This window comes from Microbacterium sp. MYb54 (genome assembly GCF_002979515.1).
Lineage (GTDB): Bacteria > Actinomycetota > Actinomycetes > Actinomycetales > Microbacteriaceae > Microbacterium.
On record NZ_PCPA01000007.1, the window covers coordinates 20779 to 39657 of the forward strand.

Below are 18879 nucleotides of genomic sequence, written 5' to 3' on the forward strand. Positions count from 1 at the left end.
CGGGGAGGGCCGTTCCGTGTTGCGCCTCGACTAGACCTCGGTCGTCGTCTCGGCGGTCTCGTCCTTGCGGTTGCGGCGGACGAGCAACACACCGCCGGTCGCGGCCAGCGCCACGACCACCAGGCCGCCGACGATCCACGGCCACACCGGAGCGTCTTCGGATGCAGCGGGCTCGTTCGCGGCGGTCACCACTGCGGTCGCCTCGGACTCGGGCTCGGGCTTCTCCTCGACGACGCCGCAGTCCGCGCCGACCGGGATCACGGCTGTGACCGGGTCGAGCTGCTCGCCGGCGGCGTAGGTGCCGAACGCGGCTGCACCGGCCTCGGTCAGGGTGGTCGGAAGCGCGTCGAGTGTCAGCGCGCCGTCGACGACTGCCGCATCTCCGAGTGCGAACTCCGCGAGGCGGACGTTCTTCTGGTCGATGCTCTCGCCGCCCTGCGTCGTACCCGTCACGTCGAAGACGATGTAGCCCTTGTCTCCGGCGAGCTCGATGCGTGCACCGGCGAGGGTCGTGTTCAACGCACCGTCGTGACCCGTGAAGGTGATGCTGCCGCCGTAGGTGACGAGCCCGGTCAGGGTCTTGTCGTCGAACGATCCGGCGCCGTTCCCCCACACGTAGTCGGGGTACTGGTAAGTCACGTCGGTCAGCGTCCAGCCACCCTTCGCGATGCCCTCGATGTAGGTGCGGAACGACTCCTTGTAACCCCACTTGAGCGTGGCGCCCTCGACCGTGCAGACACCTACCACCGTCGTCGCCCGGTTCAGCGTGAACGCGAGACCGCGGTTCACCGACCCCTGGAACGTGAGGGTGTGCTCGCCGTCCTCGAGGCTCGCGGGTAGCGCACCCGACCAGGTCGCGACGCCGTTCGCGTCGGCCGTCACCGTCTCCAGCAGCACGGGCGTCGAGTACACGACGACCTTGATGCCCTGCTCGTTCGCCCGGAATCCGGATGCCGACACCGTGGCCGGCTGGCCCGCTCCGAGGGCTGCGAGGTTGGCCTCGTCGGCCTCGATACCCTCGGTCGCCGGCGGGGTGGCCGGCAGGGTGGTCTTCGGCTTCACGACAGCGGCAGCCACCGTTCCGCTCGAACCGGCCGGCGCCGCCGCCGCCGAGCCGATCGTGAACGTCACCGGGTTCAGCGCGGTCCCGTAGCCGGCGAGCACGCGGTCACGACCGGCATCCGTCAGCGCCGCGGGTGCCGCCGTGTAGGTCACGGCGCCGTTGGCCGCGATGCGCGCCGCGTTGGAGAGGTCGAGCGTCGCGAACGGCACCTGTGCGCCGCCGCTCGTGACGTACAGCGTCGCCGCCGAGGCCGAGGTGATGCGGATCTGCGGGTTCGACACGGTCACATCGAGCACGCCCTGGTGACCGGTGAAGCGCACCGAGCCGCGGTAGACGACGCTGCCGAGGCCGGTGTTCACGTCGAAGTCGCCGCCGACGGTCTGACCGAACTGGAACTGCCCACCCGAACGGGTCGCGCCGTCGGAGACCGCGATGGAGCCCTTCGCGATGTCGCCCGTGATGTAGTTCGTGAACGACGAGGAGATCGCCCAGCGGAGTGAGCCGCCAGGGACGTTCGCGGGCGGAGTCGTCGGGGTGACGGGCTTCTCCGGCACCGTCACACCGAACAGGTCGTCCCACTGCTGCGGGGTGATCGTCACGGTCGAGCGGGCGTAGATCGTGCTCGCGTCCGGATTCGAGTGCTGCTTCCACACGATCACCTCATACGACTTCGTGCGGTCGAGGTTGTTCGCCGCAGTCGTGAGATCGACCGCGAAGGCCCCGAACGTGACCTTCTGCACGTACTGCATCGCGAGGAACCCGCCATCGGCACTCACCTTGCCCTCGGTGCCGGCTTCGATCAGGGCGACATAGGCGCCAGGGATCTCGCCGAGGTTCGTGGCCGCTGCTGTGACGGTCAGGCCGTCCTTCGCGGTCGCAGCCTTGACCGTCGTGCCCACGGTCGGCCCCGCCGGGAAGAGCGTGTCCCACTGCGCGTCACTGACGGTGACGGCGCCTCGGGCGTAGATCGTGTTCGCATCGGGCATCGAGTGCTGTTTCCAGACGATCACCTCATACGCCTTCGTGCGGTCGAGCTTGTCGGCCGCGGCCGTCAGATCCACCGTGAAGGTGCCGCCCGTGATCTTCTGCACGTACTGCATCGCGAGGAACCCACCGCCGGCGGTGACGCTCCCCTCGGTGCCCTTCTCGATCACAGCGACGTAGGCGCCAGTGATCGCACCGAGCTTCGAAGCCGCAGCGGTGACGGTCAGGCCGTCCTTCACGCTCGCCGATTTCACCGTGGACGTGACGACCGAGGTGTCGCCGTAGTTCAGGGCGACGCTGCGCTCCTGGTCGGCGTTCGCGACGCCACCGGCGCCGTAGGTGTACACGCCGTAGGATCCGGGGGTCGCGGCGGCATCCTTCAGCGTCAGCGTCGCCTGGAACGTGCCGTCGGCGGCGATGTCCACCCACTGCGCACGGATCGCGCCCTGGAACTGCGCCGGCACCTGGTTCAGCACGCCCTCGGCCAGAGCCCAGACCTGCGCGCCCACCGAGCGGGTCGACGATGCCGCACCCGTGGAGGGCTGCCACGCCGAGCCGAAGTTGCCGAAGACCACGTAGGTGCCCTGCGGGAGGTGCGCCGGGATCGGCATCCCGCGTCCGCCGACATTCGCGGTCGGGTCATAGCCCGAGCCCTTCACGACGACCTTGTCGCCGGCCTTGAGCGCGACCCCTGCGGCGGGTGTCGTGCCGTCGGCGAGGAACACCTCGATCGCCGCCGAGACCGGAGCCGGCTTCAGGGCCTCCCACTGCGCGTCGGTGACCGAGATGGTCGAGCGCGCATAGATCGTGCTCGCATCGGGGTTCGAGTGCTGCTTCCACGCGATGACCTCGTACGACTTGGTGCGGTCGAGCTTGTCGGCCGCGGCGGTCAGATCGACCGTGAAGACGCCGCCGGAGATCGGGCGCACGTACTGCATCGCGAGGAACCCGCCTCCGCCGGTGACGTTCGCCTCGGTGCCCTTCTCGATCACCGCGACGTAGGCACCGGTGATCGCACCCAGCTTCGAGCCGGATGCCGTGACCGTCAGGCCGTCCTTCGCGGTCGCCGACTTCACGACCGCGGAGACGGCCGGAGCCTCGGTGTAGTTCAGGGCGACGCTGCGCTCCTGATCGGCGTTGATCACGCCACCGGCGGCATACGTGTAGATCCCGTACGACCCCGGCGTCGTCGCCGCATCCTTCAGGGTCACCGTCGCCTGGAACGTGCCGTCGGCTGCGATGTCGACCCACTGCGCACGGATCGCGCTCTGGTACTGCGCGGGCACCTGGTTCAGCACGCCCTCGGCCAGAGCCCAGACCTGCGATCCGGACGACCGCGTCGCCGGTGCAGCGCCGACCGACGGCTGCCATGCCGAAGCGAAGTTGCCGAAGACCACGTAGGTGCCCTGCGGGAGGTGCTTCGGAATGGGCACGCCACGCCCCCCGGTGCCGAGGTTCGCTGTCGGGTCGTAGCCGGATCCCTTCACGACGACCTTGTCGCCCGCCTTGAGTGCGGCGCCTGCGGCCGGCGTGGTGCCGTCGGCGAGGAAGACCTCGATCGCGGCGGAGGCCGGCGGGGTCACCCCGGGGTCGGTGCCCGGGTCGGTTCCAGGATCAGTCCCCGGGTCCGTGCCAGGGTCAGTCCCCGGGTCGGTTCCAGGATCAGTTCCAGGGTCGGTTCCAGGGTCGGTTCCAGGGTCGGTGCCAGGGTCGGTGCCAGGATCGGTTCCAGGGTCGGTGGGCACCGTACCGAACACGGCATCCCACTGCCCGGCCGAGATGGCGACATCGCTCCGGCCGTAGATCGTGGTCTCGTTCGGGTTCGAGTGCTTCTGCCACACGAGCACCTCGTACGTCTTCGTGCGGTCCAGCGAGCCGGCCGGCGCGACGAGTGAGAACGTACTCGCCCCTCCGGCGACCGTCGGCATTGCGAATGCGGCGTATCCGCCACCACCGGTGAGCCCTGACTCCGTGCCCTTCACGATGAGAGCCGCGTATGCGCCTTCGACCTCGGGCAGACCGCTCGCTTGCACCTGAACGCTCGCACCGGAAGTGTCGGCGGAGGCGATCGCGGCCGTCACCGTCGCGCCGGCGGCATGCGCAGGCGGGACGATCACCGCGCCGGCGGCGATGAGGAGGAAGGAGACGAAGGCGGCGAGCAGCACGCGTATGCGGCCGCCCCCTGAGGATGCTGTGGCTGTGGCGTTCACGATTCTCCACGGCTCCGGGCGCGCCAAAGACACGTGCCTGCGGTGCCGCAATGCAGTCGGGTGGAGGGAGGGGTTTTGGTTAGGCTTAGCTAAGCAAGCCGCCGTTCCTGAGCGTAGAGGTGCGAATCAGCGCGCGTCAAGTTTTAGGATAGCCTTGCCTAATGCGTCGCGTTCTCGCTCTCTTCTTCGTCGCCGCTCTTGCCATCGGGCTCACCGCGTGCGCAGAGCCGGGAGCCACCGCCGCACCGCCAGCCGCTGTGGACGCCACCTGCCCGCTGGCCTCCGCCCCGCTCGCCTCGCTCGATCTGATCGACGACGTGCGCGGCCACACGGGGCCGTCCACCGCCTGCCTCTCGAGCCATGCGATCGAGCCCGTCGACGACGACACCGCGCCGAAGCTGCCCGTGGCAGTGACCGACAGCGAAGGCCACGAGGTCGAGATCACCGACGTCGACCGCATCCTCCCGATCGACATCTCGGGCACGATCGCGTCGACCGTCTTCGCTCTGGGACTCGGCGACCAGGTCGTCGGTCGCGACGCCTCCACGGTCTTCGCCGGGACCGAAGACCTCCCGGTCGTCACCAAGACCGGCCACACGCTCAACGCCGAGGCGATTCTCGAGCTGGCCCCGACCGTGGTGCACACCGACACCACGATCGGCCCGAAAGAGGTCCGTCAGCAGCTGCGCGATGCCGGGATCGCCGTCGTCGTGATCTCCAGCGACCGGCGCCTCGACACCACCGACGAGCTGGTGACCGAGATCGCCACGGCACTCGGCGTGCCCGGTCGGGGGGAAGCGCTCATCGCACGGCTCGACACCTCGGTCGACGAGACGCTCGCGGAGATCGCCGAGGTCGTGCCCGCCGCCGAGGCCGATCGCGCGCGGATGCTCTTCCTCTACGTGCGCGGCAGCGCCAACGTCTACTACATCTTCGGCGAGGACTCAGGCGCCGACTCGCTGATCGACGCGGTGGGCGGCGTCGATGTGGCGGGCGAGATCGGCTGGGAGGGCATGAAGCCGATGACCGCTGAGGCCCTCGTCGCCGCGCAGCCGGACGTGCTGGTGATGATGACCGATGGGCTCGAATCCGTCGGCGGCATCGACGGTCTCATCGAGCGGATCCCCGCCGTGGCCGAGACCCCCGCCGGAGCGAATCGTCGGGTGATCGACATGGCCGACAGCGAGATCCTCAGCTTCGGCCCGCGCACCGCCGACGTGATCGGCGCCCTGGCCCGCGCCCTGTACGCCCCCGAGCCCGCGAAGTGACCGGCGAGGCCGTCACCCCGACACCGAGCAGGCACCGGGGCCTGCGCTTCGCGCTGGTGACGGTCGGGCTGATCGTCGCGCTCGTAACCACCTGCATCGTGTCGATCACGAGCGGACAGTACGACCTCTCCCCCACCTCCCTCATCGGGGTGCTGCTGCACGGCGTCGGGATCGACACGGGCTGGACACCCGCGGCATCCACCGACTACGGCGTGATCTTCAACCTGCGGATGCCGCGCATCGTGCTCGGGCTCCTCGTCGGCGCCGCCCTCGCCGTCTCCGGCGTGCTCATGCAGGCGATCTTCGGCAACCCGCTCGCGGATGCCGGTGTGGTCGGCGTCTCCTCGGGCGCAGCGCTCGGTGCAGCCGCGAGCATCACGTTCGGACTCGCCACCTTCGGGATGTGGACGACGCCGGCATTCGCGTTCATCGGCGGCCTGGTCGCGGTGTTCTCGGTGTACCTCATCAGTCGCTCGGGCGGCCGCACCGAGGTGGTGACCCTTCTCCTCACCGGCATCGCGATCAATGCGATCGCCGGCGCCGGCATGGCCTTCTTCACCTTCCTCGGCTCCACATCGACCCGCGAGCAGATCGTGTTCTGGCAGCTGGGTTCACTCAACGGCGCGCTGTGGTCGAACATCCAGCTGGTGGCGCCCCTCGTGTTGATCGGCGTGGTCGTGGCCCTGATCGTCGCGCCCAGCCTCGACCTCTTCGCCCTGGGCGAGCGCACCGCACGACACCTCGGCGTCAACGTCGAGCTGCTGCGGATCGTGGTCATCGTCACGGTCGCGCTGCTGGTGTGCGCGGCGGTCGCGTTCGCGGGGATCATCGGGTTCGCCGGGCTCGTCGTGCCGCACCTGATGCGCATGATGATCGGTCCAGCCCACCTGCCACTCGTGATCGCCTCGGCGCTCGGCGGCGCGCTGCTCATCGCCGTCGCCGACCTCGTTGCGCGCACCGCCGTCCCGCTCGCCGACCTGCCGATCGGGATGATCACCTCGCTCGTGGGCGGCCCGTTCTTCCTGTGGCTGCTCGTGCGCACGCGCCGTCGTTCGGGAGGATGGGCATGACCGTGCGGCTCCGCGGCGCAGGGCTCACCGTGCGCGTCGGCGAAGGGCGCACGATCCTCGACGACGCCTCCATCGAGATCCACGAGGGAGAGATCCACGCCCTGGTCGGCCCCAACGGAGCGGGCAAGTCCACCCTGTTCGGCGTGCTCTCCGGCGACGTCGCCGCACAGGCGGGAAAGGTCGAGCTCGACGGCCGGCCGATCGACCGGGTCAAGCCGCGCATCCTCGCCCAGCAGCGGGCTGTGCTGCTGCAGGAGAACACCGTCACGTTCCCGTTCAGCGCTGAGCAGGTCGTGCGCATGGGGCGGACGCCCTGGGCGCGCACCCCGGCGTCCGAGGACGACGACGAGCTGGTGTCAGCGGCGATGGTGCAGACCGAGGTCACCGCGCTCAAGGCCCGCGCAGTGCCGTCGCTCTCCGGCGGCGAGCGCGCACGTGTCGCCCTGGCACGCGTGATCGCGCAGAGCACCGCCATCCTGCTGCTCGACGAGCCGACCGCGGCGCTCGACCTCAAGCATCATGAAGACGTCATGCGGCTGATCCGAGGGCGTGCGGATGCCGGGATCGCGGTGGCCATCGTGCTGCACGACCTCAATGCCGCGCTCGCGCACGCCGACCGCGTGACACTGCTCGCCGACGGCCGCGTCGCGGCGACCGGCACCGCGGCGGAGGTGCTGACGGCCGAGCGGATCGAGCAGGTCTACGGCCAGGCGGTCGACGTGTTCCCACACCCGGCGACAGGGGTTCCTTTGGTGGTCGCCCGGCGCTGAACCAAGGGTCGGCGGAGGACTATGCGTCTCCGCGCAGGGAGCGGATCATGCTCCGCAGGTTGTGCAGGGCACCCGCCTGCTCTTCCTCGGTCATACCGGAGAGCATCCGGACCTCGACCGAGCGCACAGCGGCGGTCGCCGCCGCCAGGCTCTGCCGGCCTCGGTCGGTGAGGCTGGCCGGAAGCGCCTTGCCGACCGGAGCGGCGGCGGGCCTGGTCACGAAGCCGTCCCGCTCCAACGCCTGCAGCAGCACATTCATCGACTGCCGCGTGACGAATGCACCTCGCGCGAGCTCAGAGTTCGACAGCCCGGGGCGCTGCGCGAGCAGCTCGAGGCAGGAGTAGTGAGTGATGGTCATGCCGAGCGGACGGAGCACCTCCTCCATCGCAGCGCGGAGCGCGCTGGACGCCTCCTTCAGCAGGTAGCCCAACGACGTGTCCAGGTCGATCCCGACTCGGTCTTGACTCATGTCAGTATTCTGACATACAGTTGCGCATGTCAGAAAACTGACACCTACCGAAGGAACACCACATGCCCGTCACCGGCCCCGACTTCATCTCCCTCCAGGCACGCGACCTCGCCGCATCCCAGTCTTTCTACGAGCAGTACCTCGGCCTCGTCCGCTCTCCGACCGGCCCTGCGCACGCCGTCGTCTTCGAGACGACTCCGATCGCGTTCGCCCTCCGAGACATCGCCCCGGGCACCGACCTGACCGACGTCGCCCAGCCCGGCATCGGCGCAGCGATCTGGCTTCACGCCACTGATGTCCAGGCCATCCACGATGCGCTCCTCGCCGACGGACACACCATCGTCGCGGACCCGATCGACGGACCGTTCGGCCGCACCTTCACGTTCGCCGACCCCGACGGCTACCAGATCACCCTCCACGACCGCGCCTGACCGGGCGGCCCCTCCTCCGGGTCGGCCGCCCGCCCGCCGCTACGCTGGAGGATCGCCCACTGGAGGTCCGATATCAGAATGCCGTCTGCATCCGAACTGCTCGACATCGCCCTCTCCGCCGCAGCCGCCGGCGCCGCAGTGCTCGCCGACGCCGCGCGTGAGCGCGACGCATCGCCCGACGGTCTCGGCCTCCGCACGAAGGGTGCATCGGGTGACGTCGTCACCGAGATCGACCTGCGCGCCGAACGCTCGATCCGCGCGGTGCTCGCCGAGCACCGCCCCGACGACGAGGTATCGGGCGAGGAGTACGCGACCACCGGTACCGGCGCCGCGCTCCGCTGGTCGATCGACCCGCTCGACGGCACCTCGAACTTCGTGCGCGGATTGCCGCACTACGGGTCATCCGTCGCCGTGCAGGACGTGGGCTCCGGCGCCTGGCTCGCAGGCGCCGTGCATGCCCCCGAGCTCGTTCACGTCTACTCCGCGGGCGCGGGGCTCGGCGCATACCGTGAGTCCCGTGGCATCCGCCGACGGCTGCACGGGCCTGCGGTCGATGCCACCCCGGTGCTGCTCGCCGTCGGATTCTCCTACGATCCCGAGCAGCGGGCCAGGCAGCTCACCGACCTCCCGGCGAGGATGTCGGCGTTCACGGATCTCCGCAGCGTCGGGTCGGCCGCGCTCGGACTGTGCCTCGCAGCAGAGGGCAGCGTCGACGCCTTCATCGAAACCGACCTGTACGAATTCGACTGGGCAGCGGGTGCGCTGATCGCCGAAGAGGCAGGGCTCATCGTGAAGCGTCCGGCGACGATGCGGGGCGGCATCGTCGCGCATCCACCGCACCTGCCGGTCGAGTAGGGCATCCGACACAGGACGGAGGGCCGACCCGCCCCCGTACAATCGCGATGAAACGCGGAGCGCCAGGCACAGTCCTCGGCGCTGAGGTGAGGGAGGGCGAGGATGTTCGGTTCGAAGAAGAAGAAGCAGCGCCTCAACGATCTGATGGAGCAGCTCAGGCCCGATCTGAGTCGGGAATCGCTCGGCGTCGGACCCGATTTCCCCGGCATCGCCCCGAACCCGCTCCTGAGCGGTGAGGCACGCACTCGCACTGCGGAACTGCGCACGGGCGAGCTTGCGCTCGGCGTTCTCGTCGACTGGCGCGAGGTCAACAGCAACCCCCGTGTGGTCCTGCTCCTCGACGTGGAGACCGCCGACGGGATCTCGTTCCGCGGTATCGCCGACGAAGACCTCACGATCACCGAGCTCACCCGGCTCGCGCCAGGACAGACGCTGCCCGTGCGCTACCGGCCGGCTGTCATGGACCACTACGTCGCCCTCGCCCGCGACGCTGACCCAGCCCACGTGCAGCAACTCGCGGACGAGATCGCGCGACGCAAGCGGGCCTGACCCGAGCACGGTCCCTAGGAGCCGGTCTGACCGGTCCCGTCCTGAGTCCGCGCGATCTCCTCGACGAAGCGGGCGACGGCGACCGAGCCGGGATCCGCATGTCCGACCGAGCGCTCCTGCTGCCAACCGGCACGACCGCGTCGCGACTGCCATCCGGTGCTCTCGGTGACCGCGGCGAGCGCTGCCTTCGACACCCCGGCCGCATCCGCTCCGGCCTCCAGCGCTTCGGCGATGGGCACGAGCACGTCGATCACGGTCTTGTCGCCCCGCACGGCCCCGCCCTGCGCGCCGATCTTCGCCGCCACTGCCTGGACCACATCGACGAGGCCCGCCCGATCGACGTGCACACCCGGTGGCACCTCGTCGGACGCAGCGAGCAGACCGCTGCCGATCAGGGCCGCGAACGTCGAGGGGTTCGCTGCGGCGAATGCGTCACCCGCCGTGCGCAGGATGCTGCGCGCGTCGAGGTCATCCGGAAGTTGCCGCAGTGCATCCGCGACCGCCGCGCTGCCGACCGCGACCGTGACGCCGAGGTCTCCGTCGCCGAGTGCGGCATCCAGGGCGCGCAGCTCTTCGCGGTGCCGCTCCATCCGCGGCAGCACGCTCAGGAGCAGGTCGCGCAGGTCGCTGCGGGATCCGGCCACCGTCGCCTCGACGATGACTGCATCTTCGTCCACGACCGCGCCTGCGGTGAACGTCTCTCCCACCGGAGCGGCGCCCTGACGGAAGAACGGCGACCCCGCCGGGTCGTGCAGCAGTTCCTCCAACTCATCATCGAGCTGCATGATCGACAGGGAGGCTCCGGCCATCTCCAGGCTCGTGACGTACTCGCCGATGAGTCGGTAGCCGATGGCGACCCCGGCGTCCGCGAGCGTGTGGTGCACTCGCCGGTAGATCACGTAGAGCTCTTCGAGCGGCGTCGAGCCCAGCCCGTTCACGAGCACGGCCACCCGACGGCCCTCGGTCAGGTCGAGCTCCGTCGCGATCTCGGCCAGGAACCGATCCGTGATCGCATCCGCCGTCTCCAACGGGCCGCGGTGACTGCCGCGCTCTCCGTGGATGCCGACCCCGATCTCCATCTCACCCGCGTCGAGCGTGAAGGTCTCCTCGCCCGCTGCCGGGAGCACGGTCGGCGACAGGCCGACGCCCATGGTGCGGGTCGCCTCCGCCGCCTTGCGGGTCACGCGCTCGACCTCGTCGAGGGAGGCACCGCGATCGGCCATCGCCCCCGCGACCTTGTAGACGAGCACGAGCCCGGCGACACCGCGCCGCGAATCGGCACGGTCGCTCGGGGCGGACTGGATGTCGTCGGCACCCAGCACCGTGCGGACCTCGATGCCCTCCGCCCGGCAGCGCTCGGCCGCGATGTCGAAGTTCAGCACATCGCCGCCGTAGTTGCCGTAGAGGTAGAGGAGTCCGGCGTCGGAGTGCACGGCCACGGATGCGGCATGGATCTGGGCGGAGCTCGGCGAGGAGAACACGTTGCCCACGGCGACCGCCGAGCACAGACCGCGACCGACGTAGCCGAGGAAGAACGGCAGGTGTCCGGAGCCGCCGCCGGTGACGATGCCGACGCGGCCCGGTGCCGGAGCATCCGTGCGCGCCAGAGCGCGCCGGTCCGCGGTGACGGCCCGCAGCTCGTCGGGGTGGGCGAGGAGAATCCCCTCGAGCGTCTCGTCGACGAACGCCTGAGGGTCGTTGATGATCTTGCGCATGTCAGTGCTCCTGTCCGGAGAGGATCGGATCGTAGGTCGTGCGGTCGATGAGCACCCGCCCGTCGGCCTCGAGTCTGCCGGAGGACCGCAGGTCCTTCACGATGTCCCAGTGGATGGCCGACTCGTTCTTGCCCCCGCACTGCGGGTACGAGCGACCGAGCGCGATGTGCACGGTGCCGAGGATCTTCTCATCGATCAGCAGGTCGCCGGTCATCGTCTGCACATGCGGGTTGGTGCCGATGCCGAGCTCACCCACTCGTCGAGCACCGTCGGCCTCGAGGATGCGCTCCACGAGGTCGAGGCCGCGGGTGGCAGACACCTTCTCCACCCGCCCAGCGACGAAGTCGAGTCGGAGGTCGGTGATGGTCGCGCCGCCGAACCAGAACGATCCGGGGAACGTGATGTGCCCCTCGACGCCGTCTTCCACCGGCGCAGTGGCGACCTCACCGTCCGGCAGGTTCGCCTCCCCCGCGAACGGCACCCAGATGCGGCCGGCGCAGTTCAGGCGCAGATCGGTGTCGTCATCGAGGATGCGGACCATCGAGGTGCGGTTCAGCTCGGCGCACAGCCGGTCGAGGTGTGTGCGATGCGCTGTCCAGTCGGCGAGCGTGCCGGCGAAGAACTCCTGCTCCAGCTGCTCCCGGGGCACGCCGATGAGCGTCGCCCACTCGGGCGTGGGGATGCGCACGAGCGTCCACTTGGTGCCCTGCCACCGTGCGGTCGACACGAGGCCCTTGCCCTCACGTTGCAGGCTGAGCCTGGCGCCGTCGATCTCATCCGCCGGCGGCTCCATGCCCCGGAACGAGACGTGCACGTCGGCCCATTCCATCGAGGCCAGCTCGATCGGGGCCGCCTCACGCAGCAGGGGTTCGCTGGCGTACGTCAGAGCGAAGCGATCGTACTTCTCCTCGACGAGCAGCACCTGGGGCATCCCGCCCCGGCGGTACACCTCTTCGACGAAGGCGTCGACCGCATCGAGCACCGAGGAGGTCGTCGCGAACACCGAGACCCTGGTCCCCTGCCCGACCTCGTTCACCTCAGCCAGATGTACGGCCAGTTCCTGCCATCTGCTCATCAGTCCACCTCTCTCAGCGCGCGCAGTGCGCGGTATGTCTCCGGGAAACGTTCGTAGCTCGCCCGCAGCTGGCGGGCGGCATTCTCCTGCGGCGCGACCTCACCGGAGAAGGCGACCCAGCTCGCGGCCTGCTCCTCCGTCACGACGCCGAGGCCGATCGCCGCGAGCATCGCATCGCCGTAGGCGGCACCGAGCGTCGCGGCGGTTCGCTGGTGAAGGCCCGTCAGGTCGCTGACCGTCTGCACCAGCACCTCGTTGTACGTTCCGCCGCCGATCGCGACCACGCGCGGCTCGGCAGCACCGGCATCGAGCAGCGCAGAGACGGCGAGCGCGATCGACTGTCCGACCCCCTCGACCACCGCCCTGGCGAGATCTGCGCGACCGGTCGAGAGCGTGAGCCCACTGAAGGATGCCCGGGCTTCTGGGTCGTGCAACGGCGTGCGCTCCCCGCTGAAATGCGGCAGGTGCAGCACGCCGTTCGCGCCGGGCGGGGCCGAACGCACGAGCTCCATCAGGCGTCCGAACATCGCGGAGTCGCCGTCACCGTGGTCGAGTCCGAGCAGGTCGGCGATCCACCTCGTCGCCGTGCCGGCGGTCGACGTTCCTGCCGCGAGCACGTAGCGCCCACGGAGTGCGAATGGTGCGGCCCACAGCCGCGGATCCGCATGCGGCTCGTCGGTCACGCGGATGAAGTACCCGCTCGATCCGTACATGAGCATCAGGTCATCGGTCGCCACGACAGAGGCACCGACCGCCTCGGCGACGGCATCCGTCGTGCCCACCAGCACCGGGGTGCCCTCGGGGATACCGGTCGCCGCGGCCGCTTCGGCGGTGACCGTGCCGGCGACATCCGTCGACCACCCGAGCCGGGGCAGCGTCTCCGGGCGGATCAGGTCGTCGATCCCGTCGTGGTTCCAGTCGAGCCGAGCGAGGTCGTAGCAGGGGTGGAAGTACCCGGCCGTCGCGTGGTCGATCACGACTTCGCCGGTGAGGCGCGCGACCAGGTAGCTCTGACTCGTGAGGTACCACCGGGTGCGTGCGGCGACCGCGGGTTCATTGCGCTCGATCCACAGGATCTTCGGGCCCGCAGACTGACTCGTCAGCGCATTTCCCGCCCGCCGGAAGATCTCCTCCGGCCCGAGCCGCGTCTCGAGGATGTCGATCTCCGCGGTCGCCCTGGTGTCGACGCCGTAGAGGATGGCCGGGCGCAGCGGACGCAGCTCGGTATCGACCGGCAGCACGCACGGACCGATCGCACTGCACGCGACCGCGGCGATCACGGCATCCGGTATCGCTTTCCGCAGCGTCGAGGCCACCTCGACGACATCGTGCCACCACACGGCATCGGCATCCTGCTCGACCATGCCGGGCTCGGGTGTGCTGATCCCGTGCCGAGCACGCGCCTCGGCGTGCACGTGGCCTGCGGCATCGACCAGCACGCCCTTGGTCTCGTAGGTTCCGACGTCGATGCCGAGGAACAGTTCCATCAGGATGCCTTTCGGATGCGCGGGTCAGGCCCGGGGGATCTCGGCGAGCGCGATCGTCTCGGTCTGGCTGCTGGGTGCGGGGCGTGGCCTTCGCCTGACCCTCACCTGATCGAACACCATCACCGCGATCAGGATCACCCCCTGCGCGATCGCGTACTCGTAGGCCGAGAGCCGGATCGCCGTGAAGCCGGACTGCACGACCTGCAGCACGAGCGTCGCGAGGACCACTCCGGTGATGGTCGCGAACCCGCCGGTGGGGTTCGTGCCGCCGAGCACCGCGATCACGATCACGAGCAGCACGTACGACGTGCCGTAGTCGGCGCTCGCCGTCGGATTGCGGGAGAGGAACACCAGCCCCGCGATGCCGCCGAGCACACCCGTCGTCACGTAGGTGCCGTAGAGCACGCTCGTGCTGCGGATGCCGGAGTACATCGCCGCCGTCGGGTTCGCCCCCTGCAGCTGTGTACGTCGTCCGAACGGCGTGCGCGTGATCAGCACCCCGATCAGAACGGCCACCACGAGGAACTCGAGGAACAGAAGAGGGATGCCGCCGACCGTCGCCTGGCCGACCGAGGAGAGCACCGCCGGGGCGCCGTAGAGCGTGGTGCCGCCGGTCCAGACAATCGCGATGCCGTTGAAGATCTGCATCGTGGCCAGCGTCGCGAGGATGGGCGTGATGCCTACCGTCGCGATCAGGAAGCCGTTGACCGCTCCCGCGAGCGCGCCGACCAGGACTCCGACCAGGGCGATGAGGCCACCCATCGACTCCGCGGTCGCCGGGTCACTGCTGGCTATCGCTGTGAACATCGTGCTGACAGTGATCGCCGAGAGGTTCGCGATCGCCACCAGCGACAGGTCGATCCCGCCGGTGAGCATGGCGAGAGCCATGGCGATGGCGAGGATGCCGACTTCGGGCGAGGCGACCATCATGTTCTGCAGGTTGATCGGATTGAGGAAGACCCTCGGGTTCAGGATCGCGAACAGCCCGAACGCGAGTGCGAACAGCACCAGCATCCGGCCGACGCCACGATTCACGTGGATACGGCCGAGCAGAGAACGCACCGACCGATCGACCTGGTCGTTCATCCGGGCGAACTGCCCGGGAGGGGTCGTCTGAGGCATTGTCACTCCTTCACCGTGTCGAGGACGAACGTCCGGCGAGAGGCGCGGCGGGCCATGACGGCCTGGATCCCCACGCCGATCACCAGCAGGAACCCGACGGCGGCACGCTGCCACGCCGTGGGTACGCCCATCAGGATGAGACTGTTGTTGATGATCTGCACCAGCAGCACGCCGAGCACGGTGCCGGTGACGGTGCCGCGTCCGCCGAAGATCGAGGCCCCGCCGAGGACGACCGCGGCGATCACATCGAGCTCGGTGCCGACCAGGTCTTGCGGGTTGGCGCTGCGCCCGAGCACGACGTGGATGAGTCCGCCGATCGCGGCGACCGCCCCGACGAGCACGTAGAGCATGACCTGCAGGCGCACGACCGGGAAGCCGGCGCGTCGCGCCCCCTCCAGGTCGCCACCCATGGCGTAGATGCCGCGGCCGAACATCGTGCGGCGCAGAACGAACGCGGCACCGATCACGAGCAGCACGACCGGCACGATGAGCATCGGCAGGTAGGCGCGGGTCGATTCGATCGAGATCAGGTTCGCGGTCGACAGCCAGGAGATGCCGTCCGGCAGCTCGGCGATGTACTTGGAGCCGATGTAGGCGAGCAGCACCCCCTTGAAGATGCCCTGCGTCGCGAGCGTCACGATCAAGGTGGGGAGCCGGAACCGGGCGATCACGATGCCGTTGACGAACCCGAGGGCACCGCCGATCACGATCGCGAAGGCGAGGATGCCGATCAGTCCGAAATCGAGCGATCCGCCCTGAGCGAGCGACACCGTCGTGTACGCGGCGAAGATGCCGATCGCCGCGAACGATACATCGATGCCGCCGGAGATGATCACGAAGAGCACCGCGAGCGCGAAGACCATCGGGACCAGAGCCGATCGCAGGATCGAGAACAGCGTGTGCACGCTGAAGAACGCGGGGTTCACGGCGCACATCACGATCACCAGGACGAGGATGATGCTCGCGAGCACCAGCTCGTTCGACATGCGCCCGATGCGGGGAAGGCGGATGCGGGTGTCGGTGGCGCTCACGCGGCCATCACCTCCTGGATTCGGGGCGCGGCGATCTCATCGCCGGCCAGTCGCGAGACGATCTCGCCGCGGCGCACCACGAGCACGCGGTTGCAGAGCGAGACGAGTTCGGGCACGTCGTCGGAGATCATGATCACGCCCATCCCGTCGTTCGCTGCCTCGCGGAGGATCTGCAGGATCTCCTCCTTCGAACCCACGTCGACGCCGACCGTCGGTCCGTTCAGGATCAGCACCCGCGGCTTGGTCGCGAGCCACTTGGCCAGCACGACGCGCTGCGCGTTGCCGCCGGACAGCGATCGCACGGGAGCCTCGACGCTCGGCGCCTTGATGCGCAGGCGGGAGAAGAGACGGGAGATGGTTTCGGCGGTGCGCTTTCGACTCAGCAGCACCTTGCCGACCGCGTGCTCGCTGAGGGAGCCCGCGATGATGTTGTCGGAGATCGACTTGTCGAGGAACAGGCCCTGGGTGAGCCGATCTTCCGGTACGTAGCCGATGCCCGCGTCGACGGATGCCCGGATACTGCCCGGTCGCACGGCGCGACCACCGACGGTCACGGTTCCGGACTGCGGGGTGAGCAGGCCGAACAGCGCATCGGCGATCTCACCACGACCCGAGCCGAGCAGTCCGGTGAGACCGAGGATCTCGCCCGGCTGCAGGTCGAAGGAGACATCGGTGAAGGCACCGGGAAGATCGAGGTGCTCCACACGCAGCAGCGGCTCAGCCTCCTCGTCGACCTCGACGACGACGCGCGAGTCATCCACCGCACGGCCGGTCATGGCGTGGGTGAGGGAGGCCACGTCGAACTCGTCGGCCGGACCGTTCGCGACCAGGCGCCCTGAGCGCAGCACCGTGATGTCCTGCGACACCTGCAGCACCTCGTCGAGCTTGTGGCTGACGAACACCAGGGCGACACCGCGCTGCTGCAGCCGCCGCACGAGCGCGAACAGCCGCTCGACCTCGGAGTGCGTGAGCGCGGTGGTCGGCTCGTCCATGAAGATGACCCGTGCGTCCTGCACGAGAGCCCGGCAGATCGCGGTGAGCTGCCGGTCGGCGACGGAGAGCCGTTCGACATCGGAGTCGAGGTCGAGGGTCAGGCCCAGCTCCTCGACGATGCGCTGCGCCTCGGGCCGCCGGTTCTTCGCGCTGTAGAGCTTGCGTCGCGCGGCGATCGCGGCCGGGAGCACGATGTTCTCCGCCACGGTCAGGTTGGGAAAGAGCGAGAAGTCCTGGTAGATGACCTGGATGCCGGCTCGAAGGGCCTGCGTCGGCGAGAGATGGCTCAGGGGTTCGCCGTCGAGCAGGATCTCGCCTGCTTCCGGCTTCTCGACCCCGCTGATGATCTTGATGAGAGTGGACTTGCCGCACCCGTTCTCGCCAGCCAGGCAGTGCACCCGTCCGGGGTAGAGGGTGATGCCGACGTCATCGAGGGCGACGACACCGCCGAACACCTTCCGCACCCCTCTGACCTCGAGAACGGGCCTGGCCTCGGGAGTGGGCTCGGCCTCGGGCGCCGGCTGCGCCTGTTCTGCGTTCATGTTCTTCCTCCGGGGCGGGGTCGCGCGTGGGCGACCCCGCCCTGAGTCGTGGCGGACGTCGGGATCAGAAGTCGTAGTCGTCGACGTTGTCCTTGTCGACGATGACGGCGGCGTCACCCACGTAGACGTTGTCGAAGCCGTCGAGCTTCTTCAGGGAGTTGTAGCCCTCGATGCCGAGGTCGGTGCCGTCGGTGATCTTCTCGCCGTCGACGAGCAGCTGCGCGATCTTGAGCTGCGCCTTGCCGGCCATCGCGGGGTCCCAGAAGAAGATCTTGTCGATCGAGCCGTCGACGATGTACTTCTTCGCCACCGAGGGGATGCTGGTGCCCATCACGCACACCTGGTCCTCCAGGCCCGCTTCCTGCACGGCGCGGGCGATACCGGCGACATCTGTGCCGGCCGAACCCTGGAAGCCCTTGATGTCGGGGTACTTCGCGAGCAGCTCCTTCGCCCGCTGGTAGGCGACGTTCTCGTCTTCCTTGCTCTCGACCGGCTCCTCGACGCGGGTCAGGTCGGGGTACTCGGCCTGCTGCTGGTCGTAGGCGCCGCCGACCCAGTCCATGTGGGTCTTGGCCGTGAGGCCACCGACGAACGAGACGTACTGTCCCGAATCGCCCATGCACTCGGCGAGGTTGTCCATGATCTTCGCGCCGTAGGCCCGGTTGTCGAAGGCCTCGATGTCGATGTCGGCGTTCTTGATGCCCGCGGCCTCGTGGGCGACGACGATGATCCCCTGGTCCCTGGCCTGCTTGAGCACGGACTCCAGCGCCTCGGGCGAGTTGGGGACGACCGTGATCGCGGCGGGCGACTGCGCGATCAGGTCCTGGATGATCTGGATCTGCTTCTCGGGGCTCGCGTCGTCCGCGCCCTCCTGGCGGGCGTCGATCCCGGTCTCCTCGGCGAACTCCTTGACGCCGACCTCCATACGGTCGAACCAGCCGACACCCGAGATCTTGACCACGGTGACCATCGCGCCGTCTTCGGCACTTCCGCCGGTCTCGCCACCGCCCGTGGATCCGCCGACCTGACCGCAACCGGCCAGGGCCAGCATCGCCACCGCACCGAATCCGACACCTGCAAGCAACTTCGTCTTACGCATGTTCCACTCCTTCGTGTGTGAGCCAGTGTTAGTTTCCACCACCCCCAGGGAGGAATGGGAAGAAATCTCATCGCTGTGGAACAGTAAAACGTCAAACCGTCGCTTGTCAATGCGAAATCTCACACCCGTTGCGCAACCGTTGCGCA

At 68.9% G+C, this 18879-nt stretch carries 15 protein-coding genes; 6 read left to right on the forward strand and 9 right to left on the reverse strand.

The genetic code is table 11. The features are described 5' to 3' along the window. Positions 1–30: 30 nt before the first annotated feature. Positions 31–4257 (reverse strand): HtaA domain-containing protein, encoded by a 4227-nt coding sequence (locus CQ040_RS09465; RefSeq protein ID WP_105527726.1) that lies wholly within the window; start codon positions 4255–4257, stop codon positions 31–33. A gap of 161 nt (positions 4258–4418) precedes the next feature. Between CQ040_RS09465 and CQ040_RS09470 the strand changes: the two genes are divergently transcribed. From CQ040_RS09470 to CQ040_RS09480, 3 genes are read left to right on the forward strand one after another with little or no spacing between them, the layout of a single operon-like run. Then, positions 4419–5525: a hemin ABC transporter substrate-binding protein gene (locus CQ040_RS09470; protein ID WP_105527725.1), complete on the forward strand. Its 1107-nt coding sequence runs from the start codon at positions 4419–4421 to the stop codon at positions 5523–5525. Next, a complete protein-coding gene (locus CQ040_RS09475) occupies positions 5522–6595 on the forward strand; it encodes an iron ABC transporter permease (protein ID WP_105527724.1) in 1074 nt (357 codons plus the stop codon). Before CQ040_RS09470 ends, CQ040_RS09475 begins: the two co-directional genes overlap by 4 nt. Then, entirely contained in the window at positions 6592–7365 is a 774-nt protein-coding gene (locus CQ040_RS09480; protein ID WP_105527723.1) for a heme ABC transporter ATP-binding protein, read from the forward strand. The genes CQ040_RS09475 and CQ040_RS09480 overlap by 4 nt, the downstream gene beginning before the upstream one ends. A 19-nt stretch (positions 7366–7384) precedes the next feature. Here the strand turns inward: CQ040_RS09480 and CQ040_RS09485 are convergent, their stop codons facing one another. Next, positions 7385–7834: a MarR family winged helix-turn-helix transcriptional regulator gene (locus tag CQ040_RS09485; RefSeq protein ID WP_105527722.1), complete on the reverse strand. Its 450-nt coding sequence runs from the start codon at positions 7832–7834 to the stop codon at positions 7385–7387. Between the two features lie 62 nt (positions 7835–7896). On the opposite strand from CQ040_RS09485, the gene CQ040_RS09490 reads away from it, so the two are divergent. The 3 genes from CQ040_RS09490 (at position 7897) to CQ040_RS09500 (ending at position 9669) form a co-directional block, all read left to right on the forward strand. Then, a complete protein-coding gene (locus tag CQ040_RS09490; protein WP_105527721.1) occupies positions 7897–8265 on the forward strand; it encodes a VOC family protein in 369 nt (122 codons plus the stop codon). A gap of 78 nt (positions 8266–8343) precedes the next feature. Continuing rightward, positions 8344–9120, forward strand: coding sequence for an inositol monophosphatase (locus tag CQ040_RS09495; protein ID WP_219844736.1), 777 nt, complete (start codon positions 8344–8346; stop codon positions 9118–9120). 102 nt (positions 9121–9222) lie between these two features. After that, positions 9223–9669 (forward strand): hypothetical protein, encoded by a 447-nt coding sequence (locus CQ040_RS09500; protein ID WP_105527719.1) that lies wholly within the window; start codon positions 9223–9225, stop codon positions 9667–9669. Between the two features lie 14 nt (positions 9670–9683). Here the strand turns inward: CQ040_RS09500 and CQ040_RS09505 are convergent, their stop codons facing one another. The 7 genes from CQ040_RS09505 to CQ040_RS09535 form a co-directional block, all read right to left on the reverse strand. Then, a complete protein-coding gene (locus CQ040_RS09505; protein WP_105527718.1) occupies positions 9684–11384 on the reverse strand; it encodes a dihydroxyacetone kinase family protein in 1701 nt (566 codons plus the stop codon). Between the two features lies 1 nt (position 11385). Beyond that, positions 11386–12459, reverse strand: a complete 1074-nt coding sequence (locus tag CQ040_RS09510; RefSeq protein ID WP_105527717.1) for an aminopeptidase — start codon at positions 12457–12459, stop codon at positions 11386–11388. Next, on the reverse strand, positions 12459–13946 hold the full coding sequence (locus tag CQ040_RS09515; RefSeq protein ID WP_105527716.1) for an FGGY-family carbohydrate kinase: 1488 nt from the start codon (positions 13944–13946) through the stop codon (positions 12459–12461). Before CQ040_RS09515 ends, CQ040_RS09510 begins: the two co-directional genes overlap by 1 nt. Before the next feature lie 24 nt (positions 13947–13970). After that, the gene (locus CQ040_RS09520) at positions 13971–15068 is read right to left on the reverse strand and encodes an ABC transporter permease (protein ID WP_258131448.1); all 1098 of its coding nucleotides are present in this window, start codon (positions 15066–15068) and stop codon (positions 13971–13973) included. A 2-nt stretch (positions 15069–15070) separates the two neighbouring features. Then, positions 15071–16099, reverse strand: coding sequence for an ABC transporter permease (locus tag CQ040_RS09525; RefSeq protein WP_258131450.1), 1029 nt, complete (start codon positions 16097–16099; stop codon positions 15071–15073). Continuing rightward, complete coding sequence (locus tag CQ040_RS09530) at positions 16096–17634, reverse strand: sugar ABC transporter ATP-binding protein (protein ID WP_105527715.1); 1539 nt, start codon at positions 17632–17634, stop codon at positions 16096–16098. Before CQ040_RS09530 ends, CQ040_RS09525 begins: the two co-directional genes overlap by 4 nt. A gap of 64 nt (positions 17635–17698) precedes the next feature. Further along, positions 17699–18733, reverse strand: a complete 1035-nt coding sequence (locus CQ040_RS09535) for an autoinducer 2 ABC transporter substrate-binding protein (protein ID WP_105527714.1) — start codon at positions 18731–18733, stop codon at positions 17699–17701. Between the last annotated feature and the right edge of the window lie 146 nt (positions 18734–18879).

Coding starts and splice junctions, on each gene's coding strand:
- CQ040_RS09470 (WP_105527725.1), top strand. CDS start 4,419: ATGCGTCGCGTTCTCGCTCTCTTCTTCGTCGCCGCTCTTGCCATCGGG.
- CQ040_RS09480 (WP_105527723.1), top strand. CDS start 6,592: ATGACCGTGCGGCTCCGCGGCGCAGGGCTCACCGTGCGCGTCGGCGAA.
- CQ040_RS09485 (WP_105527722.1), bottom strand. CDS start 7,834: ATGAGTCAAGACCGAGTCGGGATCGACCTGGACACGTCGTTGGGCTAC.
- CQ040_RS09490 (WP_105527721.1), top strand. CDS start 7,897: ATGCCCGTCACCGGCCCCGACTTCATCTCCCTCCAGGCACGCGACCTC.
- CQ040_RS09495 (WP_219844736.1), top strand. CDS start 8,344: ATGCCGTCTGCATCCGAACTGCTCGACATCGCCCTCTCCGCCGCAGCC.
- CQ040_RS09500 (WP_105527719.1), top strand. CDS start 9,223: ATGTTCGGTTCGAAGAAGAAGAAGCAGCGCCTCAACGATCTGATGGAG.
- CQ040_RS09505 (WP_105527718.1), bottom strand. CDS start 11,384: ATGCGCAAGATCATCAACGACCCTCAGGCGTTCGTCGACGAGACGCTC.
- CQ040_RS09510 (WP_105527717.1), bottom strand. CDS start 12,459: ATGAGCAGATGGCAGGAACTGGCCGTACATCTGGCTGAGGTGAACGAG.
- CQ040_RS09515 (WP_105527716.1), bottom strand. CDS start 13,946: ATGGAACTGTTCCTCGGCATCGACGTCGGAACCTACGAGACCAAGGGC.
- CQ040_RS09520 (WP_258131448.1), bottom strand. CDS start 15,068: ATGCCTCAGACGACCCCTCCCGGGCAGTTCGCCCGGATGAACGACCAG.
- CQ040_RS09530 (WP_105527715.1), bottom strand. CDS start 17,634: ATGAACGCAGAACAGGCGCAGCCGGCGCCCGAGGCCGAGCCCACTCCC.
- CQ040_RS09535 (WP_105527714.1), bottom strand. CDS start 18,733: ATGCGTAAGACGAAGTTGCTTGCAGGTGTCGGATTCGGTGCGGTGGCG.